Here is a 23,129-nt window from a genome sequence, read left to right as displayed (position 1 = left end):
CTTTATTTTTCTGTATAGACCTGATTCATACCTTGGATTAAGATTTGTACAACTTCAGGCCGGCTAAACTCTTTTGGCGGCTGTTCCCCGTTTTTTAACATTCCTCTAACCATTGTTCCGGATAATATTACTCGGTGCTCCCGGTCATGGGGGCATGTTTTTTCAGATGCCATGTTTTCGCATCTTCTACAATAAAAACTATGTTCGAAAAAGAGGGGCTTGATTCCTAGTTCATCTTCTGAAAAATGGCTGAATATTTTTTGGGAATCATACGTTCCATAATAATTGCCTACCCCTGCATGGTCTCTGCCAACAATAAAGTGAGTACAGCCAAAATTTTTCCGGACGATAGCATGAAAAATCGCTTCCCTTGGGCCAGCATATCGCATAGCTGCCGGGAAAACAGATAAAAAGACTCTGTCTTTCGGATAATAATTTTCTAGTAATACCTGATAGCTTTTCATCCGGATTTCTCCCGGTATGTCATCTGACTTCGTTTCGCCTACTAACGGATTTAAGAAAAGACCATCAACGGTTTCTAGTGCAGATTTTTGAATATATTCATGGGCCCGGTGAACAGGATTTCGTGTTTGAAATCCAACGACGGTTTTCCAGCCCAATTGTTGAAACGTTTGTCTTGTGTCAATCGGGTCTAGAAAGTAATCCTCAAACTCAATTTTTTTAGGTCTTTTTATAAGTATGATTGGACCTCCAATATATACTTCTGGCCGCTCAAGAAGTTTTTTAACCCCCGGATGAACATTCTCAATTGTTCGGTAAACCATCTCTGCTTCTACTCTTTTATCAGGTAGATAGATTTCCATTACCTCCATCACACCATAGACAGTGCCTTGATGAATTAAATTAATGGTTTCTCCAATATTCAATTCCATTGCTTTTAATCGGTCAATCGCCAGTGTAATCGGTAGCGACCAAGGAAGTCCATTTGAGAGCCTCATATTTTGGACGACAGAGTCATAGTCGGCTTTTACCATAAAACCCTCGAGCGGACTGTAGGCTCCATTTGCAATTAGCTCCAGATCACTTAAAGCCATTTTATCTAGTTCTACACTATGATTGGATAAATCGATTGGAGTGTTCAGATCGATACGATTTACCAATTTACCGCCATGCGGTATACTTACAACCACTTATTTTCCCTCCCTAGCTCTTTCACAGTTATTTGCGCATTTGGAAGATTTATCGGCGAATCATAACAGTTTATTTGTGAATTATAACCATTTATTTGCGAATCACTGTTTGCGTTTCCATCCTAACACTCCTACGATGGATGAAGTCCGCATTCTGTTTTCGAAGTCCCTGTCCAGCGCCCGGATCGTGAATCACTATCGTCCGATACAGGCTGAGTACATGGGAAACAGCCAATACTCGGATAGCCTTGATCATGTAGAGGATTATATGGAAGGTTGTTAAGCTGGATATAGGTTAAAACATCTTCCCACGTCCAATGGATAAGGGGGCAAATCTTGATATTTTTAAACTTTTCATCCTTATTAATGTACTGAGTTTGGCTTCTTGTAGGAGATTGTTCTCGTCTTAGTCCAGAAATCCATGCTGTTACATCTTTTAACAATTCTTTTAGTTGGAGTACTTTTCGTATGTGGCAGCAAAGGTTGGGATTATGAGTCCAAAGCGCTTCTCCATGTTCTTTTGCTTGTTCTTTTAATGATAGCTTTGGTTTCACCATGTTGATATCCAAGGAAGGGTAGCGTTTTTTTATTTTATCAATTAATTCATAGGTTTCCGGAAAATGAAGTCCAGTATCGAGGAAAATAATTTTCGCTGTTTTATTCACCTTAGAAATTAAGTCAATTAACACAATGCCTTCCGCTCCAAAACTACAGGCATAAACGATTTCATTCCCATATTCTTGATAGGCCCACTTTAATACGTCAAAATAATCTGGCTGAGAATCTAAAAATGTATCAAGCCTATTTTCATCCCAATTTTCATATGTTAGTATGTCAGTCATTTTTCACCCCTCCTTTTCGTTATCATTAAATGATAACGTTATACAGGAATTATTTTTTACAGTAATTTTATTCATTTCATTGATATGACCATGGTTTTTATAGGAAAGTAGAGCACGAATCCATGATCCATGACCAAACACTAAAATATTGTGAAAATCATGATATTTATCTAGAAAAAGAACAATCCGTTCTTCAAAGCTTTTTAAACTTTCGCCTAAAATGAGTTCACTGGGTTTTTCAATCCATGCACGGTTATTGTGGTCCACCAATTTATCCTTTGGTAATCCTTCAAATGGACCGAAATCTAGTTCATCGAGCAATCCCTCCACCTCAGGAACATAACCATAAAGCTGTGCAGTTTGATGTGTCCGTTTCAGCGTACTCGCCAAAACGAGATCAAAGGGTGCAAGTTTTTTTAAAAGCAATCGATTTTCAGTAATACCTATTTGAAAGTCCTTGGTTAGCTGCGAAATTTCAATATCTTTTCTTCCCTGAAGCCATGTTTTTTTATTCCATTCAGTTGGCAAATGTCTGATTAAAGTAAGTTGCATTCAATATCCTCCAAATAAAACGTTTCACTCCTTAAGCCAAGGCGTTGTGCCTCGAGGATTAACACATCGATAATTTTTACATTTCCCAAGTTAACATTTGGTCCAATTTCCTTAATAAAATACATTTGGTGCTTTGAAGAAGGTGCTTCAAAAATGATCTTGTTCGGATCGATATCTTGAAGTAATTCTTGAATTAAGTCAGTTTTAATCGTTCCACATTTTTCATAAATACCAGAGGTCCCTGAATCTCTTCCCTCCGTAATAACATATTTGCAGCCAGCATTTAGTAAAAGATTGATTTCCTCTCTCCATTCGGAAATTGGCATTTCCTTATCTGCATCCTTTGACCCCACCTCTGCAATTACTTGAAATTCATCCTTCAATTCAGAGATGATTTGGAGGCGTTCCCGAAGCGGAATCTCTAAGGTACCATTCGATACCTCAATCCATTCAATTCCCAGATTGCGTAAGTACGAAAGATATTCAGGAATTTTATTTTGAAAGTAACTTTTTTCAAATAATGTTCCCCCGCAATAGGGCTTTACATTGTATTCCTGATAAAGCTGAACCTTCTTATTTATATTAGGCGTTACATAAGCTGAACCAATCCCTAGTTTTGCGATATCGATAATATGGCTGTAATCAGCTAAAATATTTTTTAATTCTCCCAGTGGGGTTCCAAAATCGACAACCGACGTCAAACCAAAAGTTCGATTACCGGATGTCCTTTTTGGCAAGGATAGAAAATCCATAGGGAAAACGCCTCCTCTTTTTTTCTAGGATAGATTATTCACTAATTGGGTGAATGTGTAAATAATGGGCTGATTTCCTCGAAATATAGGCATTTGCCACCTGAATAAACATACGTCTCCTTTCAAACAATAAAAAAAGCTTCAATCTAATAGTTAGGGGTGTACATCCATTGCCTAAAAAAAAACATAAAGGCATGACAATATTTGCAATAGGTTCAATCCCGCTAATCCTGGTTTTGGGTAATTCGATGTTGATTCCAATTCTTCCAAAAATGAAGTCAGTTCTCGATATTTCACAATTTAAAGTTAGTTTAATTATTTCTGCTTTTTCAATTGCTGCGGCCATCTCTATTCCTGTGCTTGGCTATTTATCAGATCGTTTTTCACGAAAAGCAATCATTATACCTGCACTTATTTTATATGGAAGTGGAGGGTTACTTGCGGGCGCAGCCGCAGCTTGGTTTTCAAATGCTTATCTCTGGATTATGGCAGGAAGAATCATGCAGGGAATTGGTGCAGCCGGAACTGCTCCAATTGCAATGGCCTTAACAGGGGATTTGTTTAAAGGCAGCGAACAAAGCAAAGTGCTTGGATTAGTAGAGGCCTCGAATGGTTTGGGAAAGGTCATTAGTCCAATAATTGGTTCTCTCTTAGCTCTTCTCTTTTGGTACGCAGCATTTTTTGCCTTTCCGGTTTTTTGTTTCATTTCTGTCCTTTTGACCATATTTTTTATTAAAGAAAAGAAAAAGGAGAAAGAGCCTCCTTCTCTTGGCAAATATGTAAAAGGGCTTATTTCTGTATTTAAAACAGAGGGACGCTGGCTGTTTGCTGCTTATTTAACTGGAGCAGTGTGCTTATTCACTTTATTTGGAATTTTATTTTACATTTCCGATATTCTTGAAAAAGATCATCACATCGATGGTGTCTTAAAAGGAGGAATTCTTGCGATTCCACTTTTATTCATGACGACAACTTCTTACATAACAGGCAGTAAAATCGGAAAAAAAATGAAATTAATGAAAACGCTGATTATCTTAGGACTTTTGTTAATGACTTCTTCTTTCGCATCGCTGATTTTTTTTAAAAAACTAATTCCATTCTTTGCTGTTTTAGTGATCAGCAGTATCGGAACAGGACTAGTACTCCCTTGTATTAACAGTTTTATAACTGGGGCGGTTCCGACTGATCGGAGAGGCTTTGTCACATCCTTATATGGTTCCGTTAGATTTTTAGGTGTTGCAATTGGCCCACCGATCTTTGGTACGTTAATGGCTTGGTCCCGTACAGGAATGTTTCTGATTACCGCTGGATTAACCTTAATCTGTGCATTTCTTTGCATGGTGTTAATTCATGTAGCGAAGAAAGAACCATCAAAGGAAAGCGACACATTGTTTGAAAAATTACAATTTACTTAAAGCGAAAGTACCTTCGAAGGGCGCTGGAGCTAGACGATTAAAAAAGGGATGAGATTTAATTGCAAATTTATTTTTCACCTGAAGTAATTACTCCGCAATTTCAAGTATTAAATGTGGTTGATTCCGCAAATAAAGCCGTTGGAAATGTAGCCTTTCTCTTTGACGAAAAAAAGCTCTATGTATATGGAATCTTGGAGGAAGAAGGAGTTGCCGCTGACTTTAAGGATTTAGTTACTCCTTATTTAAAAGGATTGGTAAAAGCAAAGCATGGTTTAGATATTTTCTCATGCTTGTATGTTGGTTGTAAAAAAATTAAGTTAAACGAGGAAGAACAAAAATAAACCTATTTACTTATGGGGCTTAACCTGGTTCATACTAGATTAAGCCCCTTTTTATTTTTAACAACAAAGGTTTGTAACAAGGCATTTATCCACTTCATAATTTAGGGATAAATAATAGATTTAAATAATTTGGAGTGTTTGCCTTATGAGTATCGGCATTATAGTGATGGGGCTTTTTATTGGCATTTTAGTCGGGCTTACAGGGGTAGGCGGTGCTGCATTACTCACACCTGTCCTGGTTTTATTAGGTTTCAATCCAGCAATTGCAGTTGGAACGGACCTTGCCTATAATTCCATAACGAAATTTTTCGGATCTGTTCAGCATTGGCGGCAAAAGACGATTAACCTTAGGCTTGTGAAGTATCTCGCCATTGGCAGTATTCCAAGTACAATCATTGCTGTAGGGACTCTTCATCTTTTCGATGCCTTTTTTCATAATCAAGAACTTGTTATTAAACATGCTTTGGGTTATGTGTTAATATTGGTTGCATTGACCACCCTGATTAAAACCTTTATCAAGGAAAAATTCGAATGGAATCCCTTTCAAATAAAACCCTTGGAGGAAAAACGTGCTTTGACCATTGCAATCGGAGCAATACTTGGTTTTATTGTCGGGCTAACTTCGATTGGGTCGGGCTCATTATTTGCCTTGGCGATGCTTTATTTGTATAAAATGACTCCTTCTGAATTAGTTGGAACGGATATTGCTCACGCTTTTTTATTGGTCACTGCCGCTGGCTTAATGCATGCAGGGATCGGGAATGTCGATTATTCATTGATGTTTAATCTTTTGCTTGGTTCCATCCCAGGAGTTCTTTTAGGGAGCACCTTATCCTCAAAATTCCCTGCGAAACCATTACGGACGGTCATGGCATTGATTATCTTATTTAGTGGATTTAAGTTGATTTAAAAACACGGCTGCAACCAGCCGTTTTTCTTTTGAGCTTAAAAACATTTTTTTGACCTGTCCTTCTTTTGAAGAATACGACATATACTTTTTTAGATATATTTTTTCTTCGGGAGGCAAAAATGTTTATTTTTCTTGAAAAAGCCGTATTAGGAATGGCATTATTAAGAGTTCTTTCAGGCAGCATCGAAATATTTGCCGCCATTTTAATGATCAAATTTAACTCCGTTGAAAAAGCCTTAATGGTGAATAGTTCTCTTGCACTTGTGGGACCCATTATCTTAATTCTTACCACCACCATTGGCGTTTTAGGAATGGTTGGAAACATTTCGCTTTATAAAATTGCATGGATATTCCTGGGGGTTTGTTTTATTTTAATCGGAGCAATGAAGGGATAATGAAAGGTTATTTAATTTCTCCACAAGTTGCCTGTCAACTACTGAGCGTCTTAGCACATACTCAAATTGGACTTTCACCAATTAGGAATTAACTGCTTGCTGGGCACGCAACAAAAAAAGACCCTGTTTCGAACAGGGTTTCAGCATATTTTACTTTTTGCTAATAGCTAAAATTCTACAAACAGTCTCTGCTGCATGAGCCAAATTTTCGTAACCGGATTCTAAGGCTTTTTCCAGGCTTGTTACTCCCTTTAAAATTCCTACAATGGAGGTAAATCCATGCTCATATAGCACATCGGCCCCATCACCTATTTTTCCGGCAAAAGCAATAACCGGGACTTCATATTTTTTTGCAGTGTCAGCGACACCATATGGAGTCTTCCCAAACAGGGTCTGACCATCAATACTACCTTCGCCGGTAAAAACAAAATCAGCATCCTTTATCTCTTCCTCAAGCCCGGTATATTCGATCACAAGGTCTACACCTTTTTTTAACTCGGCCTGAAGAAAGGCCAGTAAACCTGCCCCAAGTCCACCCGCAGCACCAGCCCCTTCAACGCAGTCAATATCTATCCCAAATTGCTCTTTAATCTTTTCTGCATAGTGCTTCAGATTTTGATCCAAATAGGTGACCATTTCTGGACTAGCTCCTTTTTGCGGTCCAAAGATATAGGATGCACCCAGCTCACCTGTCAATGGATTGTTCACATCACAGGCTACATCAATTTTTACGTTTTTAATGCGCTGATCTAATCCGCTTAAATCAATTAACTGAAGATCCTCTAATCCCCCACCGCCGAACGGGAGCTCTTCACCTTTTACATCTTTAAAGGATGCACCAAGGGCTTGAAGCATTCCGATTCCGCCATCATTTGTTGCACTTCCGCCAATCCCTAATAAAATTCGCGTAACCCCTTGATCGAGTGCATGTCTAATGAGTTCACCGGTACCATAGCTCGTTGTATGTAATGGATTCCGCTCCTCCAAACCCACTAAATGAATACCGCTGGCACTGGCCATTTCAATGACTGCAGTTTTTCCATCACCTAATAATCCATAACCGGCGGTCACTTTCCGGCCGAGCGGCCCGGTCACTTCCACTTTGAGCAGTTTCCCATTTTTATAGCTGACAAGGGAATCCACTGTTCCCTCACCTCCATCCGCCATCGGAACAATCATGCACTCAGCATCAGGAAAAACCTTAAGAATCCCCTCTTTCATAGCAAGGGCAGCATTTTTTGCCGTGATACTTTCCTTAAAGGAATCAGGTGCCAATACAAATTTCATCGATATCGATCCTTTTCACCTTTTCATTCTATTATATAAAAAAATAGAGCAGGCCTGCCACCCACTCCTTCTACGTTTATTAATGTAACTCAACAAGTTCACTTCTTCTCTGACGACTTTTTCTGCCATGTAAGAAATAATATAAGAAGATACAAGCAAAAACAACGATACCGACACTAAAATACAGACCCCGGTAGCCAATTAAAGGAACGAAAAAGCCAAGAATGAAAGGCCCAATTCCAACTCCGCCATCAACAAAAATGAAAAAAGTCGAAGTTGCCAGCCCCATCCGATTTTTTGGCGATACTTTGATGGAAATCGCTTGGGCACTTGACGAGAATGTTGCATATCCAAGACCGACTAAGGCACCAACAACTAAAAGCATGATCCCTTGATGAACTTGGCTAAGCAAAATTAAAGCAACAGCGAAGAATAAAAAGGATGGATACATCACAAAGTTTTCGCCTTTTTGATCAAACCATTTGCCGGTAAATGGTCTTGAAATCAGAGTGAAAACAGCGTAAACAATAAAGAAGAAACTTCCAACATCTACTAAATTGATTTCTTTTGCATAGGAAGTTAAGAATGTAAGGATACTTGAGTACCCAAATCCCACCAATGCACCGATAATCGAAATCGGTATGGCTTTTACTTCAAAGAAATGATGAAACGAAAACCCCTTCATTTTGGCCAATTGTTCCTGCGATAGTTCGATTTTTGGAACATTTAAAAAGAATATCGCAACAAAACTCATGACTAAAAAAATAAGACAAACAATAAAATTCATATTAAAACTTGAATGCTGCATAAGGAACATCCCTAAGAAAGGCCCAATCGCTGCAGCAAGCGTTACACTTAATGCATAATAACCAGTGCCTTCACCGCGTCTTGCATTTGGAATAATTTTCGCAACGATCGTTCCCGTTGCTGTGGAAGCAACCCCCATTGCGGCACCATTCAAGAAACGATTCACAAGAAGAAAAGTAAGACTGTTTACTGCAAAATATAATAATGTGGTAAGTAAGAATAAGATAAAGCCAATGTATAACATCTTTTTCCAGCCGACACGGTCGATTGATCTTCCTGAGAATAAGCGTGCAATCAGTGTGCCTACTACAAATATTCCTGAAGCAAGCCCTGCTTGACTTGGAGATGCATGAAATTTCTCTGAAGCAAATATGGTGATGGTTACCATTAATAAATAAAACGTAAAGTAAAGGAAAAAGTTTGCTGCTGAGACAATTAAAAAATCCTTTGTCCATAATTTTGGTTTATTCATCTTTTCTACCTTCTTTAAGAATGTTTTTTCTAAACTTTGGGAGTAATTGAAATGCGGCGTTTTGTTCCTCTTTCGGAATCCCGCTCATGACACTGTACTCGAGCTCGGTTATTTTCTGTCTTATAGTCTGGTAAAGATCTTCCCCTAATTCTGTCAGCTGGACCACTTTCTCACGCTTATCTTTCCCAGGGATGACTTTTAAAATGAGCTTCTCCTCTAAACGCTTAACAGCCCTTGTGATCGTAGGCTTTTCAACATTGTAATAATTGGAAATATCAACAAGTGACGATTGCCCGTTTTTTTTAACGTACCAAATAACCTGCCATAAGGAGTAGGATAATTCAAATTTCCCCAGTAACTCATTTAGTTTGCTTATAAGTGGTCGATAAACAGATAAATACTCTTGAAAAAAACCTTGCATTTCAAATCCTCCTCGTACCGTAAAAACAGTTACCTTAGGTAACTACTAACGAGTAATTACTATACTCTTTTTTTTAAAATTGTCAAATCGTAACACAATCTTTCCCATTAAGAAAAAAAGCACCATCACGGCGCTATTATCTCAAATTTGAATATTTATTTACGATATTTTTATTGTCTCCCATTTGATTATATTTCCCTGAATCCATTTTCGAATTCTTGTCCTTCCATTGATCATAGGTCATACCGTAAGATCCCTCATCGTTTAAATATTTTATATAATCATTTCCATACGGATATAACATATAATCACCCCCTTGTTATCAATGTATGCGCTTTCATATAAATGTGACCAAAAAAAACGCCACTTCTTTTGTGACGTTTTAACTCATTTATTTTCCTGCCCATGCATTTTTCTTTATTGGTCTGTTTAACATATTTCCTTTTCTATAAGCCATACCCATAGCTGTTAATAGTAATAGGCCTGTAACAACAAATACAATTTGAACGGGAAAAATCCCACCAATAAAACCGCCAATCATTGGACCAATCATCCCGCCAATTTGATTGGCGGTTTGGTTTAATCCAAAGGCTCTTCCCCTGAAATCGTCTGGTGTTGATTTTACGACAAGCCCATTTAACGCTGGAAAGACTGCACAGAAAAACACACCATAAACAAAACGGATGACTGAAAATCCCCAAATTTCTCCGAAAAGGATTTGCGCCAATGTTCCAACTCCACCCCCGAGCAGTCCTATGACAAGCACTTTTTGGAAGCCAACTTTGTCCGCCCATCTTCCCCAATAGGGAGCAAACAGGGCACTGGCAATCCCCGGAAGCGAGAATACGATACCTGCTAGTAATGAAGCATCTTCAGAAGAGCTCCCTAATTTCACAATATATAATGGGAGAACCGGTTCAATCGTCATGACCGAACAGCTTGTAACAACGGTTAAGGTGAGAACCATCATTAACGTCCGATTGGTCCATGCCACCTTGAAATCATTTTTAACGGATCCCTTCTCTTTACTTGGAGTAAAGTTTTCTTCTTTCACCCAGAAAATAATAAGGAAAGTCGCAATAAAGACGAAGATTCCGGCGCTAGCAAAAGCTAAGCGATTTCCGAAGAGATGAGCAATTCCACCTCCGAGTAATGGTCCAAGAATCCCTCCTGAAGCAGTAGCGGTAGAGATTAAAGAAAGGGCATACCCAATTTTTTCATTTGGAGTATTGGTCCCAATTAATGCGATAGAGCCGGGAATAAATCCGCTCAATAATCCCTGCATTATTCTTAATGCTAAGATCTCATAAGGATTCGTTACGAAGGCCATTAATGTATAAATGACAAAAAGAACAAATCCTGCTCGAATAATCATTGGCTTTCTTCCGTATCGATCCGCTACCCTTCCCCAGAAAGGCGAAGCGATTGCGCCGGCAAAGAATGCAGAACTAAAAAGCAGCCCTGACCACATTTCTGTATGTTGATGAACGCCTATTTGCAGTAGAAAAAGGGGCAAAAAAGGGATGACCATCGAAAAGCTGGCTGATGTAAAGAAACAGCCAATCCAAAGCACCCATAAATTCCGTTTCCAGGTTTCCATTTTAATCGCACTCCCACTACTTCCTTTGAATGACAAAGATGGAATCCACCTTACATCCGATCGGTTTGATATTGCCATCATAACACAGAGTGGTTTTATTTTCATTCCCGAAATATTAGGGGGTGAAAATTAAGGATAAAAGACCAGGGAACATTCCTATGATAGAGTTTGATAGACAAATTTCCTTTTAAATAATATAGCAACTTCTGATACTTTTTAATCTTGAATTCTTACTACATCTATTGTTAACTTAATTATATTGATTATGGCAAATGTCTCATTAGATAGCTTGTATAGGAGTGATTTATATGAATTCGTCACAGCCAAATATATTAGTATTTGACCCCCACCACGCTGAAGAATATGCGAACCGCGTACGTGAATTTGGTTTTAAAGCTGTGAAGGCAGCAGCAACTTACGAGGAAGCAGAAAGGTTTTTACCCGGTACAGAGATTATCTTAGGCTGGAAGTTCCCTACCGAACTCCTCCGTACACCAAATGCCTTATCTGTCCGTTGGTTTCAATCAATAGGCGCAGGGGTGAATGATTTAGTGGCCGATCCATCTATCACTGATGACATCCTCCTTACCAGAATTGTCGACCAGTTTGGCACATATATTTCTGAATATGTTTTTGCCTTTCTTCTCCACATTGTTAAGGACATTCCGCGAATGAGACAAGCACAAACAGAACGAAACTGGGATTCCTTTATTTCTGACTCCCTTGCCGGAAAAACCATCGGAGTAGCCGGATTGGGATCGATCGGGGCTGAAACCGTCCGTAAAGCTAAAGTATTTGACATGAAAGTACACGGATTAAGTTTTAGCGGGAGGAATGCCGAAATCGTGGACCAACACTTTACTGCAAACCAATGGAAGGATTTTGTTAAAAATCTTGATTACCTTGTCCTTGCGCTTCCTTTAACAGAAAAAACCTACCATGTTATAAATCGTGAGATCCTTTTCGCAATGAAGCCTGATAGCTGTCTTGTAAATGTGGGCAGAGGTGCACTGATCGATGAAAATGATTTACAATCCGTTCTTGAGGAGGGGCACCTGAAAGCTGCTATTCTTGACGTTTTTGAAACAGAGCCACTGCCAAAGGATCATCGTTTTTATTCGATACCAAATGTCTATGTCACTTCGCATTTGTCTGGACCCAGCACTATTGAAGGTGTGACTCAATTTTTTGTGGATAATGTAGGAAAATATTTAAATGGGGAAACCTTAAACGGAATAGTGGATCGAAAACGCGGATATTAAAAAGGGTCTCCCCACTAGCTTGGGGAAGACCCTTTGTTTAATTCAAAAATTTAAATGCGGCATGAACAAAGATGTTAACCGCCATTTCCAATGATTCTTCATCGATCGTAAAACGTGGATGGTGATGGGGATGGACAATTCCTTTTTCAGCATTCCCTGCCCCTATATAGAAAAACGCTCCGGGTGCTTTTTGCTGGAAAGCGGAAAAATCTTCTCCGCCCATATCCGGTTTAATTGACGCTAAAGCCTCTTCCCCGAACAGCTCAAGAACAGTTTCCTCTATTCCCCTTGTAACAGCTTCATCATTTACAACAGGGCGGTAGCCGTAATTGTAGGAAAAATCATAGTCAGCACCGTGTGCCTGAGTAATCCCCTTTATGATTCGTTCCATTAGAGGCGGGATGGATTCACGCAGTTTAGCATCAAAGCTGCGGACCGTCCCGCCGATTTCTACAGTATTCGGAATCACATTATGAGCGGTTCCCCCCATGATTTTCGTAACCGAAACAACAAGATTATCGAGTGGATCTGTGTTTCTAGAAACAATATGCTGCAAGTTGCCAACTACTTGTGTAGCAATTGCAATCGCATCAACAGTATGATGCGGCTCAGCGGCATGTCCACCGGCCCCTTTTATTGTAATATCAAAGGTATCTGGCGCAGCCTGCATTTTACCATAAACAATCCCAACCTTGCCTACTTCAATCGGCGACCAAAGATGGGTTCCTATTACGAGGTCAACACCCTCCATTATCCCTGCATCCACCATTTCCTCGGCGCCGCCCGGAAACATTTCTTCCCCATGCTGAAAGAGGAAACGAACCTCCCCTTGGATGCGGTCCTTCATTCCAGAAAGTATCTTTGCAGTCCCAAGTAAAATCGCCGTGTGTCCATCATGCCCGCAGGCGTGCATCACCCCGGGAGTACTAGATGCAAATTCAAACGTGTTTTCTTCTTGAATCGGCAAGGCATCCATATCAGCTCGGATTGCAAGGACCTTACCAGGCTGTGAACCGATGAGGCGAGCCATCACACTTGTCTTTGTCGGGCGGGAAAGCTCCAAGTCCTCAAAGGATTCGAGTGTTTCATACACAAATTGTGCCGTTTTTTCCTCCCGAAACGATAATTCAGGGTTTTGATGGAGATATCTCCTCCACCCAATTACCTCGTATTTTAGTTGGTCTACTTCATTTTTAAAGGTATTAACCAGCATCTAATGGACCTCCGCATGACGAAAAATTAAATTATCAAGAAAATTCATAACTATCACTCTTTCATTATACGTTAACCCATATGAAAACTAAATAGATTCAAGAAGTCAAAAAAACGGTCACCATATGAAGGAATGGATGACCGTTAATTCATAAATCATACTAAATTTTTATTCAAGCTATTTTTCCGAAGTGCCTGTTTATCACGAATTCTTGTTAGTCGTTTCGTTTTTTGCTTTTCATACAAATAGTAGACTATGAAGTAAGAGACAATCCCAAGAACGATACCAAAAATGGTCATTCCAATTAAAACATGGACTCCCCCGTGGAGGATACTAATAATGACACTAAAATCGCCATGCAGCAGTTTTTCAAATGAAAATGGTGTACTTTGTCCAATCTGAACCTTCAATGGAAAGACCGCTTTCCCGAGTTTTTTTGCAAAAGGTAACAGGATCACAGGCAGAAAGGTTAGTTTGCCAATAACATTTCCAATGATTGCAGCAGGAAAGGATCCTTTGGCCAGACGGACAATCGGGATAAATAATATATAGATAAGTGAAGCAGATGATATCACCAACATTTCCAAACCAAAGCCAATCGCAAAACCTAATGACACTTTTTTGGCCCCGCCAGGAGAACGAAACAGTTTTAAAAAATTCAACCTAAACGCACGTCCGATTCGTTGAAAAAAATTATATTTCTTTTGCCTTATGTTCATATGAAAAACCTCCTTTGTTGCAGGCCAATTTACAAAAATCACAAAAATAATAACTTTGTATTAATTATAATCAATTTTCGAGTCAGATTGTCACTATTTTTATATTTTTTAGACAGGAAATTTAATACTTCTTTGGGTTTCAACAACAATCGATCAAATTTTACTTAAAAAATTAAAATAGTCTCATAAAACCCAGTAGAAAAGACCGTTCTTTTTTTGAACGGTCCTCACCAAACTAAAATAAAATCGAAGATAAATACACCACTGTCGTGACGGTAAGCATGCTAAATACCGTAGACATCAAGACCACCTGTGCTGCATATTCCGGATGATTTCCATATTCTAAGGCGAAAAGTGCGCTGTTTCTTGATGTAGGAAAAGAGCTAGCGATAAATAAAGCCTGCGCTGTAGTGCCGTCCAACTTTAAAATAATAATAATGAGGAATGCAATAACTGGAGAAAGGACTAGGCGGCCAAGCAAACTTAGGACTAGCGGCTGCGAGAACCGGCTAAATTTCAAGTAGGCACTTTGTGCCCCAAGTGTTATAAGCGCTACTGCAATAAAAGCATTAGATGTATTTTTAACAGGCGACCATAAAAATTCAAGAATTTTTATACGAAACGTATGGAGCAGAAGACCTAATAAAAAAGCATAGATCACCGGATTTTTCAAAAATTCTTTGATTGCTTTTACTTTATACTGTTTTTAAAAGTGGATGATAAACCGTTATCAAATTTTGCCACTTTACCAATGAATGAACTAATCATCATCAAACTAACTGCTTGTAAACTTAAGAATCCAAGAATATGCAGCAATGTTTCTCCGCCCACATTATTTTGATAAATATTTGTAAAGCTTACAGCGGGCATTAAAAAATAAGTGTTTAATTTAGATAAGGTATTCATATCAAAATGAAATTTTCGGTGCAGAAATACACCAGCTCCAATTAAGATGAATACTGGCAAAACAACATTTAATAAGATTTGAAATAATATATACATAATATACTCCTATTTAAAAATCCAAAAAGCCCCTATAAAGGAGCTCTTATGAGAAACATTTATAATGGTATAATTGTTAAAAGGAGAGCAACTAAAATCATGACAACCGTTGAACCGCAAGCCCATTTTAAGAAGGATCGCTGCAAGTCTCCGAAATCCGCACCAACCATCCCTACTAGTAAATAAGTAGAAGGAACGAGCGGACTTAAAAGATGGACTGGTAATCCTAATAATGAGGCTCGTCCAATCATCGCCGGGTCAATTCCAAATCCGCTTGCTGCTTTTGCCAATAAAGGCAATACTCCGTAGTAAAAGGCATCATTTGACATAAAGAAGGTAAATGGTGCACTAATAATGGCTGTAATTAGCGCAAAGTGTGAACCAAGTGCATCAGGAATATGAGAAATCATGCTACTTGCCATGGCATCGACCATTTTCGTTCCTGTAAGAATTCCTGTAAAAATACCAGCTGCAAAAACCATTGAAACTACAGATAATGCATTATCAGCATAGTGCATGATTCGTTCTTTTTGTTCTTTTAAATTCGGATAATTAATTGTGATTGCAATTGCAAAACCAATCATAAACAGAACAGTAGTCGGAAGGACTTCTTGAATTAAAGCATATAAAAGTACAATCGTAAGAAGGTAGTTTACTAGAATTAATTTTGGACGTTTGAGGTAAGCATCCTCAGTTGTAGCTGCCATTTGCGCCATTGTGCTATAATCAATTTCCAATACTCCTATCCGTTTACGCTCTTTTCTTCCAAGGCAATATGCCATAAACAATACAAACAACACTCCACCAATCATACTTGGAATGACTGGAGTAAATACATCTCCCATTTCAAGATGTAATGCCGTCATAACCCTGGCAGTAGGACCTCCCCATGGAAGCAGGTTCATTACTCCGGAAGCTGATACTGCAATCCCCGCTAAGACTAATGGCTTCATCCCAATTCGTTTGTACAATGGGAGCATCGCGGAAATGGTAATCATATAAGTGGTTGTTCCATCTCCATCAAGGGAGATTAATAGTGCAAGTACAGCTGTACCTATTGCTATTTTTACTGGGTCACCTTTTACTACTTTTAAGATTTTTTGAATAATCGGATCGAATACTCCTGCATCAATCATAATTCCGAAGAAGAGAATGGCAAATAAAATCATAATTCCTGTTGGTGCCACACTCTTGATCCCTTCTAATGCCATTGGCCCCATATCCTTGCCGAACCCGCCGATTAAAGCAAAGGCTACTGGAACGACCATGAGGGCAATCATGGCTGAAAGACGTTTTGTCATAATTAAAACCATGAAAATAATAATCATTAAAAATCCTAAAGTTGCTAACATTGTCTTCACCCCTTTTGTTTGTAAATTAATAATAATCAAAATTTTATATAGTGAAAACGTTTCCAAAATAATGTTAATATCGTAAATTAATTTGTATTTTGTACATATTGTTCACGAGAGGAGGACTTTTCCAGTTTGAGATTCTAAAAAAAATAAAGGACTGCTTTTCGGCAATCCCCCTCAAACTGGATAATATTTCCTTTCCGGTCTTCCTACAATTCCATAAACCACTTCTGCCTTCACCTCTTTGATAGCGGATAAATATTCTAAATAGCGGCGAGCCGTGATCCTTGATGCACCGATTTCCTGTCCGACTTCTTCTGCAGATAGTCCTTCATTTTTGGAACGAATAACTGCTTTCACTTTTCCAAGCGTAATATCGTCAATTCCTTTAGGCAATCCGGCACTTTTTCCTGTCCTCTCCTGTTTTCCTTTTCCAAATAAAAGGTCTACATAATTTTGATTCACCTCCTGTTTGGACATTAACAGGGAGTGTTTTTGAATATATTCCAAAATTACCTCATCAAATCGTTCCCGGTTAACCGGTTTAATTAAATAATTCTCTACTCCATAACTTAAAGCTTTTTCAAGGAAAACTTTATCAGTTGCAGCTGTAATCATGATAATCCCCATCTTAGGGAAGCTCTCACGAATGATAGGCAGGAGTTCAGCTCCAAGCATGTCCGGCATGTACACGTCTAAAAGTAGTAAATCAGGCTGTTCTTTTTTTAGTATTTGCAAGGTTTGATCCCCGTTCAAGGCTTTACCAACTACTTCAATTTCCTTGAATTTCTGTAAAAATTTCTCGTGAATATCTGCAATTCGAAAATCGTCTTCCGTAATCACTACCTTGATCTTATTCAAGTCTTCTCCCCCTCTCGTTTCCTTTAGGAAGATACACAGTAAAAACAGTTCCACTCCCTGGACTGCTTTGCACCTCAATCATTCCACCCATTTCTATTACAGCCTTTTCTGCATTTGATAGACCAAATCCTCTCGACTCGGTCCCTTCTTTCGTGGTATAACCCTTTTGAAAGAGAAGCGGTATTTCATTTTCTTTAATTCCCTTCCCATTATCTGAAATTTCAAAGATAATGTCACTACCAATATCCGTTGCGAAAAATTTAACGGTAGGAAATTCTAACCCATATACGGCCTCAAAGGCATTATCGAATAAATTTCCAAGGATAACAATGAGGTTGGAAAGTTTTATATGGGGCGGTAAGTTTTCCAAATAACTATCAGAAGCAATTTCAAACTGAATCTTCTTTTCCGATGCTTTTCCCAGCTTTCCTAAGAGAATAGCCTGGATTTTTGTATCTTTAATCTGGTTAAAAACAACAGAATTTTGAAATTGCAGTGCCTGTGTTTCCAATTGAATCATTTCAATCGCCTGTTGATATTCCCCCAGCTGAAGCAGGCCAAGTAGCACGTATAATTTATTGGTAAATTCATGAGTCTGCGCACGAAGGTCTTCAGAATAACTTTTAACCTCCGATATCGTGTTTAACATTTGCTCAATTTCAGTTTTATCCCGAAACGATGCAACTACTCCAGTTATTTCATGTTGATTGAAAAGGGGTGTGCAGTTTACAATCACTGTTCGGTCCTTCCAGACCATTTCTTTATCAATTTGAGGTGTTCCTGTTTCTAAAACTTCATATAAATAGTCTGAAGGAAATAGTCCATCCACCTTCATAAGTCTTACTGAACCATGAATATTTAGGAGTTTTTTGGCCGGTTGATTCATCATCGTGATGAACCCCTTTTGATTGATTGCCAAAATCCCTTCTTTCACCGCATGCAATACTGCGTTTTTTTCTTTATAAAGCCAGGCAATTTCATAGGGTTCAAGCCCCATTGTATCCTTACGAATATTCCGCCCTAGTAAAATGCTGGCAATTAACGAGATGATGAGAGCGAAAACTGCGACATACAGTACCTTGATCACGTTTTTCATGATTTGCTGATGGATATCCTCTAGCAAAAATCCTACAGAAACAATCCCAATGATTTCACCTTTTTGATTAAATATAGGTGACTTTCCCCTGATAGATGGACCAAGTGACCCCTTTGCCGTGGATACATAATATTCTCCCTTTTGAAGGGCTCTTTCGTTATCTCCGCCCCTCATTTTTTTCCCGAGCTTCGATTTTAGCGGGTGAGAATATCGGTTTCCCTTTTTATTTCCTATTACAACAAATTCAGCACCGGTCTGTTTGCGAATTTTTTCAGCTAGCGGCTCAATGGTTTGCGATGGATTTTTTGATTGAAAAGCCTCGATAATAGTCGGTATAAAGGATACCGTTTTTGAAATTTCCAGTGCCATTCTGCCCCGGTTTTCTTCGATTTGTTTACTTTCCATGTAGCTGTAAAAAGCCGTCAGCAGCACGATTAATAATAATCCCAGTGACAGTACCAGCCCAAAGATTTTCGTCTGCAGTGATATTTTTATTGTGTTCAGGCAGGATCCCCCCTAACAAAAATGCGAATTCTATTCTACATTATAGCGGTATTTTGGGGAGTTTTCCTTTTTGAAAAGTTATTTATACTTATTGATGTTTCGTAGATTTTGTTTTTTATGAACACAATTTCGTTATTTACTGAACATAAAAAGGGATAAATCATATAATAAATAATAGTACCGAGGAATGGAGGAAATTTGAATGCCTTCAGTCATTAATTTAGGAGTATTAAATGTTAACACTCCCCAACAAAACGCCAATGTATCAATCGGCGAATCCATTATTACAGGGATGGATTCCAACAGGAAATTTAATCAAGGTTTTGGTAGTACCTTTGGCTTTTTTAATGTCCTTACACTAAATGTCGCGAATAATTTGGATAACTTGGATGGAATTGATGGAGTAATCTTTGACCAGGATATAAAACCAAATTTTGGTACAAATATATAAATTTCAAAAGAAAAAAACCTTTCATGAAAGGTTTTTTTCCGCTTTATCAGTTGGAGCTTTATCCATTTTATCACTAGGCTTGTTTTTATTCTGGTCCGCTTGCATAGTAGTTAACGAAGCGCTTGAATGAGATAAATTATTTCGGTCCCCGTGGATGTTTCCTAACCCTTGGCTATGTTTTTTATTGCTTTTAAAATCTTCGATAAAATTATTTCCGATACTAAAACATGACGCCTCACCAATACTCCCGATTTTGATGGTTCCGATATGAACAGATGGAGATAAAAAAGAGGAACCCATCGTTTAATCAGCCTCCCCCTTCTCTTTGTTGTTTACCCATAAATTGTCCATCATTAAATTTTCTTTACCTGACAACGTTCCAATTACTTCAGTAACAGTCTGATCGCTTCGAAATTTTTTAATCATATTCTTTTCCCCTAAAAATACACCAGCAGAATTTTTCATACTTGCTATAGTTACATGGTCAAAACGAATATTCATCCGCTAATCCCCTTTTTCCATTTTTATCAGCCTATTCCGTTACTGAGGAGATGACACAAACCACCATTAAAAAAAGTGGGCATTTATCACATTATTTACATCCAGTTCATACTGTAAAGCAGAAATGAAAAAATGTGGTGAGAAAATGTTAAAATCTTCACAATTTCAATTTACAGGGAATATTAATGTCCAAACCATGGAGCGGCAGGCAGGAATCTTTATCGCTGAAAAAAATACGGCGGTTGGCTGGAATGCGCATGGGAAGCAAAATAAAGTTTTTGGTGATGTTAGCGGGGAATGTAATATTCTCTTGCATAATATCTCTATTTTGAATGACCCGGATTTTATTGATACGCCGATCGATGACCGGGATATCAATTTTTCATTTGAGACTCCTGGTAATGAAAACGAATCGAATATTAACCTTGATTCTGTTAATGTGACAACGATGCTCAATAATTCCTCCCTGCTCGTTGGGAAAGGTCAGATAAATGGAATAGATGCTAATCAAAAACAAAATGTCTCACACGGTAATACGTATGGAAATATGAATCATATTACTAAAAATTTAAGTATCAATAATGACCCGGATATGATTGATGCAATAATAGATGATCAAGATATCAAAATCGCCAATACCAATTGGGAGTAATCAGAATTTATATTTAAAACGATAGCCTTTTGACGTTTTCATCACTTTTTGTTCATCATCGGAAGCAGCTTCTGCCAGTGCTTCCTCTTCATTTTCTTTCTCTATTTTTTGAATAATGGATTTGGTCAACTCCTCTGAACCGCTAATATTATTTCCAATCAATAATTTCCCACTTAATTCGTCAATCTCGATTTTCTCTAGTTGAAAATTAATGTTCTCTAGATGATCAATTTGTACATGTTCAAGGTGGATATTACCACCTTGTTTTTCTTGTCTTTCTTCCTTTATTTTCTCCTGTTGTTGTTTTTCAAGGAGTTCAATAATTCGATCTAGCTTTGTGAGAATATGAGGCATATGGGGGGATGGCTGTTTTTCTGCCTGTTTTTTTTTAAAAGAAAAAAATTTAAACATCAACTCCCCCCTTGTTGAAAAACTCTTTTTTAAAACTTATGCGGGAGATATAGGATTATTAATAATGGCACCTCAATAAAAATCGTTTGATCCACTATCTATTTAAGGATCGATTATTGCTTTTCTACGGTACGGTAATAACGCGACAACTCAACCACCATCGCACCCATTCTTTCCTTTTCAGGTGTAATTACTCGATTTATTCCTTCTTCTCTTAAAGCCTCTGCCGTTACCTTTCCAACTGAAACTGCAAGCGCTGAGCCATGAAAAGCAGCCAAAATCTCCTTGCCATAGCCTTTTTCTTTTGCAAAATCAAATAGGGAACGAACTTGGTTTGCCGTTGTAAAACATACAGCATTTAACTTATTTGATATTAGTTCATCGCAAATCGTCACTAGGGTTTCAATCTCAGGTGCAATATGTTGATAAGGAAGCAGTTTGGACACTGTTGCCCCTCTATCCTCAAGAAACTTAGTCAATGCCGGTGCCTTTTCACCATGGAGCTGGAGCATGACCTTTTTTCCCGAGAAATCAAAGCTTTCCAGGGATTGAATTAATCCCTTTGTCGTCCCATCCTCGTCAACGGCAACGGGTTTAACCCCAAGTTCTTTTAATGCTGATAAGGTTTTATATCCTCTTGATGCAGCTTTGGCTTGACGGATGGTATGTAAAAACTCCTTTTCAACATCCAATTTTTTAGCCAATTCATATAGAGTGGTTGTGCCCATTCCTGTTGTAAAAATCACCCAATCCGCTCCATCACGAATAAACCTTTGTAAATCCGACTCTACTTCATTCTCAGATAAGAGGACCGTTCCTTGCAACGGCCGAAGTACCGGGATACCTCCTTGTTTTATTATAAGTGTACTGATTTCTTCGATCTTCCTTGATCCAGCTATTGCTATACGCTTCCCCAATAAATCTTTTTCCATCTATATATCCTCTTTTCAACTAGGTATTTAAAGAAATTATATCCAGAAAGGATGCTGTTGACCAAGCAATAAATCCGAAGTATAATACAAACATAAGTTTAACAATTAAACAAATGTTTAAACCTTACAACATCATAGGGAGGCACATACTTTGAAAAAGCGTAAAATTGGAATGGCCTTATCACTTGTACTGGCTGCGGGTACACTATTAGGGGCGTGTGGAAAAAGTAACGAGAACGCAACTGCGAAAGGAAAAACCTTCTCTGTAGCAATGGTTACTGATATCGGTGGTGTCGATGATAAATCCTTTAATCAGTCTTCATGGGAAGGACTTGAAAACTTTGGTAAAAAAAATGGTCTGACAAAAGGTAAAGGCGGCTATGATTACCTTCAATCCCAATCAGATGCCGATTATACAACAAACCTAAATACACTTGTTCGCCAAGGGTATGACCTAGTATATGGGATAGGTTTCTTAATGCCAAATGCCGTAGAAGAAATTGCGAAGCAGCAAAAAAATACTGAATTTGCCATCGTTGATGCTGAGGTTAAACAGCCAAACGTTGCTAGTATTCTTTTTAAAGAGCAAGAGGCAGGATTCCTTGCGGGTATAGCAGCTGCTCTTTCGACAAAATCTAACCATATTGGATTTATTGGAGGGATGAAAATCCCTGTGACAGAACGATTTGAAACTGGTTACTTAGCTGGAGTAAAGGCTGCAAATCCTACAGTAAAAGTCGATGTTCAATATGCAGGTGCTTTTGACAAAGCTGAGGTTGGACAAGCCATCGCTGCTAAAATGTATTCTACAGGCGCAGATGTAATTTTTCACGCTGCAGGAGCCACTGGTGTTGGTGTATTCAAAGAAGCCAATGATTTAAAGAAAAAAGACCCTAACAAACAAATTTGGGTAATAGGGGTTGACCGTGACCAAGCAGATATGGGACCGGATGTCGTTCTTACATCCGCTCTTAAGCGCGTTGATGTAGCAGTCCAAGATCTATCCCAGAAAGCCAAAGATGGAAAGTTCCCTGGCGGCAAAGTTACGTTATACGGTTTAACTGAAGATGGTGTAGGCTTAGCACCAATCAATGAAAAAGCTTCTAACAAAACAAATATTGATGCAGCTGTAAAAGAATGGGTAAAAAAAATAAAAGCCGGTAAAATAAATGTTCCTGAAACTCAAAAAGAATTAAAAACCTTTAGTCCAAAATAACCGTACTGT

General features: G+C 38.4%; 28 protein-coding genes. 8 read left to right on the top strand and 20 right to left on the bottom strand.

Annotation, left to right across the window (positions count from 1 at the left end; genetic code table 11):
• Positions 1-2 precede the first annotated feature (2 nt).
• From sat to ACFQZ9_RS08070, 4 genes are all read right to left on the bottom strand, one after another.
• Positions 3-1,151, bottom strand: a complete 1,149-nt coding sequence (gene sat, locus ACFQZ9_RS08085; protein WP_498943147.1) for a sulfate adenylyltransferase — start codon at positions 1,149-1,151, stop codon at positions 3-5.
• 131 nt (positions 1,152-1,282) lie between these two features.
• Complete coding sequence (locus ACFQZ9_RS08080) at positions 1,283-1,993, bottom strand: phosphoadenylyl-sulfate reductase (RefSeq protein WP_498943145.1); 711 nt, start codon at positions 1,991-1,993, stop codon at positions 1,283-1,285.
• Between the two features lie 3 nt (positions 1,994-1,996).
• Positions 1,997-2,545: a histidine phosphatase family protein gene (locus ACFQZ9_RS08075; protein WP_498943144.1), complete on the bottom strand. Its 549-nt coding sequence runs from the start codon at positions 2,543-2,545 to the stop codon at positions 1,997-1,999.
• The gene (locus ACFQZ9_RS08070) at positions 2,530-3,297 is read right to left on the bottom strand and encodes a phosphosulfolactate synthase (protein WP_498943142.1); all 768 of its coding nucleotides are present in this window, start codon (positions 3,295-3,297) and stop codon (positions 2,530-2,532) included. The genes ACFQZ9_RS08075 and ACFQZ9_RS08070 overlap by 16 nt, the downstream gene beginning before the upstream one ends.
• Positions 3,298-3,491: 194 nt before the next feature.
• Here ACFQZ9_RS08070 and ACFQZ9_RS08065 point away from each other — a divergent pair, with 194 nt between their 5' ends.
• The 4 genes from ACFQZ9_RS08065 to ACFQZ9_RS08050 all read left to right on the top strand — a co-directional run bounded on the left by ACFQZ9_RS08065 (position 3,492) and on the right by ACFQZ9_RS08050 (position 6,358).
• On the top strand, positions 3,492-4,712 hold the full coding sequence (locus ACFQZ9_RS08065) for an MFS transporter (RefSeq protein ID WP_498943607.1): 1,221 nt from the start codon (positions 3,492-3,494) through the stop codon (positions 4,710-4,712).
• Between the two features lie 59 nt (positions 4,713-4,771).
• The gene (locus tag ACFQZ9_RS08060) at positions 4,772-5,053 is read left to right on the top strand and encodes a hypothetical protein (RefSeq protein WP_026575107.1); all 282 of its coding nucleotides are present in this window, start codon (positions 4,772-4,774) and stop codon (positions 5,051-5,053) included.
• A gap of 145 nt (positions 5,054-5,198) precedes the next feature.
• Entirely contained in the window at positions 5,199-5,963 is a 765-nt protein-coding gene (locus tag ACFQZ9_RS08055; protein WP_198309702.1) for a sulfite exporter TauE/SafE family protein, read from the top strand.
• A 119-nt stretch (positions 5,964-6,082) separates the two neighbouring features.
• Complete coding sequence (locus tag ACFQZ9_RS08050) at positions 6,083-6,358, top strand: YqhV family protein (protein WP_133333689.1); 276 nt, start codon at positions 6,083-6,085, stop codon at positions 6,356-6,358.
• A 150-nt stretch (positions 6,359-6,508) separates the two neighbouring features.
• Here ACFQZ9_RS08050 and ACFQZ9_RS08045 read toward each other — a convergent pair whose 3' ends face one another.
• The 5 genes from ACFQZ9_RS08045 to ACFQZ9_RS08025 form a co-directional block, all read right to left on the bottom strand.
• On the bottom strand, positions 6,509-7,645 hold the full coding sequence (locus ACFQZ9_RS08045) for a glycerate kinase (protein ID WP_198309701.1): 1,137 nt from the start codon (positions 7,643-7,645) through the stop codon (positions 6,509-6,511).
• A gap of 79 nt (positions 7,646-7,724) precedes the next feature.
• Positions 7,725-8,924 carry an MFS transporter gene (locus tag ACFQZ9_RS08040; RefSeq protein ID WP_198309700.1) on the bottom strand — a complete coding sequence of 400 codons (1,200 nt, stop codon included), beginning with the start codon at positions 8,922-8,924 and terminating at the stop codon, positions 7,725-7,727.
• Positions 8,917-9,345 carry a MarR family winged helix-turn-helix transcriptional regulator gene (locus ACFQZ9_RS08035; protein WP_498943139.1) on the bottom strand — a complete coding sequence of 143 codons (429 nt, stop codon included), beginning with the start codon at positions 9,343-9,345 and terminating at the stop codon, positions 8,917-8,919. Before ACFQZ9_RS08035 ends, ACFQZ9_RS08040 begins: the two co-directional genes overlap by 8 nt.
• A gap of 136 nt (positions 9,346-9,481) precedes the next feature.
• A complete protein-coding gene (locus ACFQZ9_RS08030; protein WP_498943137.1) occupies positions 9,482-9,649 on the bottom strand; it encodes a hypothetical protein in 168 nt (55 codons plus the stop codon).
• An 87-nt stretch (positions 9,650-9,736) separates the two neighbouring features.
• The gene (locus tag ACFQZ9_RS08025) at positions 9,737-10,945 is read right to left on the bottom strand and encodes an MFS transporter (protein ID WP_498943135.1); all 1,209 of its coding nucleotides are present in this window, start codon (positions 10,943-10,945) and stop codon (positions 9,737-9,739) included.
• A gap of 308 nt (positions 10,946-11,253) precedes the next feature.
• On the opposite strand from ACFQZ9_RS08025, the gene ACFQZ9_RS08020 reads away from it, so the two are divergent.
• Positions 11,254-12,207 (top strand): D-2-hydroxyacid dehydrogenase, encoded by a 954-nt coding sequence (locus tag ACFQZ9_RS08020; RefSeq protein WP_498943134.1) that lies wholly within the window; start codon positions 11,254-11,256, stop codon positions 12,205-12,207.
• Between the two features lie 37 nt (positions 12,208-12,244).
• On the opposite strand, the gene ACFQZ9_RS08015 is transcribed toward ACFQZ9_RS08020, so the two are convergent.
• From ACFQZ9_RS08015 to ACFQZ9_RS07985, 7 genes are all read right to left on the bottom strand, one after another.
• On the bottom strand, positions 12,245-13,420 hold the full coding sequence (locus ACFQZ9_RS08015) for a M20 family metallopeptidase (protein WP_498943132.1): 1,176 nt from the start codon (positions 13,418-13,420) through the stop codon (positions 12,245-12,247).
• A 155-nt stretch (positions 13,421-13,575) separates the two neighbouring features.
• On the bottom strand, positions 13,576-14,139 hold the full coding sequence (locus tag ACFQZ9_RS08010) for a DUF2062 domain-containing protein (RefSeq protein WP_498943131.1): 564 nt from the start codon (positions 14,137-14,139) through the stop codon (positions 13,576-13,578).
• Between the two features lie 235 nt (positions 14,140-14,374).
• A complete protein-coding gene (locus ACFQZ9_RS08005) occupies positions 14,375-14,812 on the bottom strand; it encodes an AEC family transporter (protein ID WP_498943129.1) in 438 nt (145 codons plus the stop codon).
• Between the two features lie 17 nt (positions 14,813-14,829).
• Positions 14,830-15,141: a hypothetical protein gene (locus ACFQZ9_RS08000; RefSeq protein ID WP_498943127.1), complete on the bottom strand. Its 312-nt coding sequence runs from the start codon at positions 15,139-15,141 to the stop codon at positions 14,830-14,832.
• A 59-nt stretch (positions 15,142-15,200) separates the two neighbouring features.
• On the bottom strand, positions 15,201-16,493 hold the full coding sequence (locus ACFQZ9_RS07995) for a CitMHS family transporter (protein ID WP_498943125.1): 1,293 nt from the start codon (positions 16,491-16,493) through the stop codon (positions 15,201-15,203).
• A 180-nt stretch (positions 16,494-16,673) separates the two neighbouring features.
• The gene (locus tag ACFQZ9_RS07990) at positions 16,674-17,357 is read right to left on the bottom strand and encodes a response regulator (RefSeq protein WP_198309692.1); all 684 of its coding nucleotides are present in this window, start codon (positions 17,355-17,357) and stop codon (positions 16,674-16,676) included.
• On the bottom strand, positions 17,350-18,957 hold the full coding sequence (locus ACFQZ9_RS07985; protein ID WP_498943606.1) for a sensor histidine kinase: 1,608 nt from the start codon (positions 18,955-18,957) through the stop codon (positions 17,350-17,352). Before ACFQZ9_RS07985 ends, ACFQZ9_RS07990 begins: the two co-directional genes overlap by 8 nt.
• A gap of 202 nt (positions 18,958-19,159) precedes the next feature.
• Here ACFQZ9_RS07985 and ACFQZ9_RS07980 point away from each other — a divergent pair, with 202 nt between their 5' ends.
• Positions 19,160-19,408, top strand: a complete 249-nt coding sequence (locus tag ACFQZ9_RS07980; RefSeq protein WP_327837362.1) for a hypothetical protein — start codon at positions 19,160-19,162, stop codon at positions 19,406-19,408.
• Between the two features lie 21 nt (positions 19,409-19,429).
• Here the strand turns inward: ACFQZ9_RS07980 and ACFQZ9_RS07975 are convergent, their stop codons facing one another.
• Entirely contained in the window at positions 19,430-19,708 is a 279-nt protein-coding gene (locus ACFQZ9_RS07975; protein ID WP_198309691.1) for a hypothetical protein, read from the bottom strand.
• A gap of 3 nt (positions 19,709-19,711) precedes the next feature.
• Positions 19,712-19,909: a hypothetical protein gene (locus ACFQZ9_RS07970; protein WP_133333698.1), complete on the bottom strand. Its 198-nt coding sequence runs from the start codon at positions 19,907-19,909 to the stop codon at positions 19,712-19,714.
• A gap of 145 nt (positions 19,910-20,054) precedes the next feature.
• Between ACFQZ9_RS07970 and ACFQZ9_RS07965 the strand changes: the two genes are divergently transcribed.
• Positions 20,055-20,561, top strand: a complete 507-nt coding sequence (locus ACFQZ9_RS07965) for a hypothetical protein (RefSeq protein WP_198309690.1) — start codon at positions 20,055-20,057, stop codon at positions 20,559-20,561.
• On the opposite strand, the gene ACFQZ9_RS07960 is transcribed toward ACFQZ9_RS07965, so the two are convergent.
• Entirely contained in the window at positions 20,562-20,972 is a 411-nt protein-coding gene (locus tag ACFQZ9_RS07960; RefSeq protein WP_498943123.1) for a hypothetical protein, read from the bottom strand.
• Between the two features lie 113 nt (positions 20,973-21,085).
• Positions 21,086-21,904, bottom strand: coding sequence for a uroporphyrinogen-III synthase (locus ACFQZ9_RS07955; protein WP_498943121.1), 819 nt, complete (start codon positions 21,902-21,904; stop codon positions 21,086-21,088).
• Positions 21,905-22,055: 151 nt separating this feature from the next.
• On the opposite strand from ACFQZ9_RS07955, the gene ACFQZ9_RS07950 reads away from it, so the two are divergent.
• The gene (locus tag ACFQZ9_RS07950; RefSeq protein WP_498943119.1) at positions 22,056-23,120 is read left to right on the top strand and encodes a BMP family lipoprotein; all 1,065 of its coding nucleotides are present in this window, start codon (positions 22,056-22,058) and stop codon (positions 23,118-23,120) included.
• The last annotated feature ends 9 nt before the right edge of the window (positions 23,121-23,129 follow it).

The organism is Neobacillus sp. GCM10027624, assembly GCF_042675345.1.
Lineage (GTDB): Bacteria > Bacillota > Bacilli > Bacillales > Cytobacillaceae > Neobacillus > Neobacillus cucumis_D.
The sequence above is the reverse complement of the archived record's forward strand: the minus strand, read 5'-3'. Positions and strand labels throughout refer to the sequence as shown.

Excerpts from the sequence above, each read along its gene's own strand:
- ACFQZ9_RS08080 (WP_498943145.1), bottom strand. The coding sequence starts at position 1,993 with ATGACTGACATACTAACATATGAAAATTGGGATGAAAATAGGCTTGAT.
- ACFQZ9_RS08075 (WP_498943144.1), bottom strand. The coding sequence starts at position 2,545 with ATGCAACTTACTTTAATCAGACATTTGCCAACTGAATGGAATAAAAAA.
- ACFQZ9_RS08070 (WP_498943142.1), bottom strand. The coding sequence starts at position 3,297 with ATGGATTTTCTATCCTTGCCAAAAAGGACATCCGGTAATCGAACTTTT.
- ACFQZ9_RS08065 (WP_498943607.1), top strand. The coding sequence starts at position 3,492 with ATGACAATATTTGCAATAGGTTCAATCCCGCTAATCCTGGTTTTGGGT.
- ACFQZ9_RS08055 (WP_198309702.1), top strand. The coding sequence starts at position 5,199 with ATGAGTATCGGCATTATAGTGATGGGGCTTTTTATTGGCATTTTAGTC.
- ACFQZ9_RS08050 (WP_133333689.1), top strand. The coding sequence starts at position 6,083 with ATGTTTATTTTTCTTGAAAAAGCCGTATTAGGAATGGCATTATTAAGA.
- ACFQZ9_RS08045 (WP_198309701.1), bottom strand. The coding sequence starts at position 7,645 with ATGAAATTTGTATTGGCACCTGATTCCTTTAAGGAAAGTATCACGGCA.
- ACFQZ9_RS08040 (WP_198309700.1), bottom strand. The coding sequence starts at position 8,924 with ATGAATAAACCAAAATTATGGACAAAGGATTTTTTAATTGTCTCAGCA.
- ACFQZ9_RS08035 (WP_498943139.1), bottom strand. The coding sequence starts at position 9,345 with ATGCAAGGTTTTTTTCAAGAGTATTTATCTGTTTATCGACCACTTATA.
- ACFQZ9_RS08030 (WP_498943137.1), bottom strand. The coding sequence starts at position 9,649 with ATGTTATATCCGTATGGAAATGATTATATAAAATATTTAAACGATGAG.
- ACFQZ9_RS08025 (WP_498943135.1), bottom strand. The coding sequence starts at position 10,945 with ATGGAAACCTGGAAACGGAATTTATGGGTGCTTTGGATTGGCTGTTTC.
- ACFQZ9_RS08020 (WP_498943134.1), top strand. The coding sequence starts at position 11,254 with ATGAATTCGTCACAGCCAAATATATTAGTATTTGACCCCCACCACGCT.
- ACFQZ9_RS08015 (WP_498943132.1), bottom strand. The coding sequence starts at position 13,420 with ATGCTGGTTAATACCTTTAAAAATGAAGTAGACCAACTAAAATACGAG.
- ACFQZ9_RS08010 (WP_498943131.1), bottom strand. The coding sequence starts at position 14,139 with ATGAACATAAGGCAAAAGAAATATAATTTTTTTCAACGAATCGGACGT.
- ACFQZ9_RS08000 (WP_498943127.1), bottom strand. The coding sequence starts at position 15,141 with ATGTATATATTATTTCAAATCTTATTAAATGTTGTTTTGCCAGTATTC.
- ACFQZ9_RS07995 (WP_498943125.1), bottom strand. The coding sequence starts at position 16,493 with ATGTTAGCAACTTTAGGATTTTTAATGATTATTATTTTCATGGTTTTA.
- ACFQZ9_RS07980 (WP_327837362.1), top strand. The coding sequence starts at position 19,160 with ATGCCTTCAGTCATTAATTTAGGAGTATTAAATGTTAACACTCCCCAA.
- ACFQZ9_RS07975 (WP_198309691.1), bottom strand. The coding sequence starts at position 19,708 with ATGGGTTCCTCTTTTTTATCTCCATCTGTTCATATCGGAACCATCAAA.
- ACFQZ9_RS07970 (WP_133333698.1), bottom strand. The coding sequence starts at position 19,909 with ATGAATATTCGTTTTGACCATGTAACTATAGCAAGTATGAAAAATTCT.
- ACFQZ9_RS07965 (WP_198309690.1), top strand. The coding sequence starts at position 20,055 with ATGTTAAAATCTTCACAATTTCAATTTACAGGGAATATTAATGTCCAA.
- ACFQZ9_RS07960 (WP_498943123.1), bottom strand. The coding sequence starts at position 20,972 with ATGTTTAAATTTTTTTCTTTTAAAAAAAAACAGGCAGAAAAACAGCCA.
- ACFQZ9_RS07955 (WP_498943121.1), bottom strand. The coding sequence starts at position 21,904 with ATGGAAAAAGATTTATTGGGGAAGCGTATAGCAATAGCTGGATCAAGG.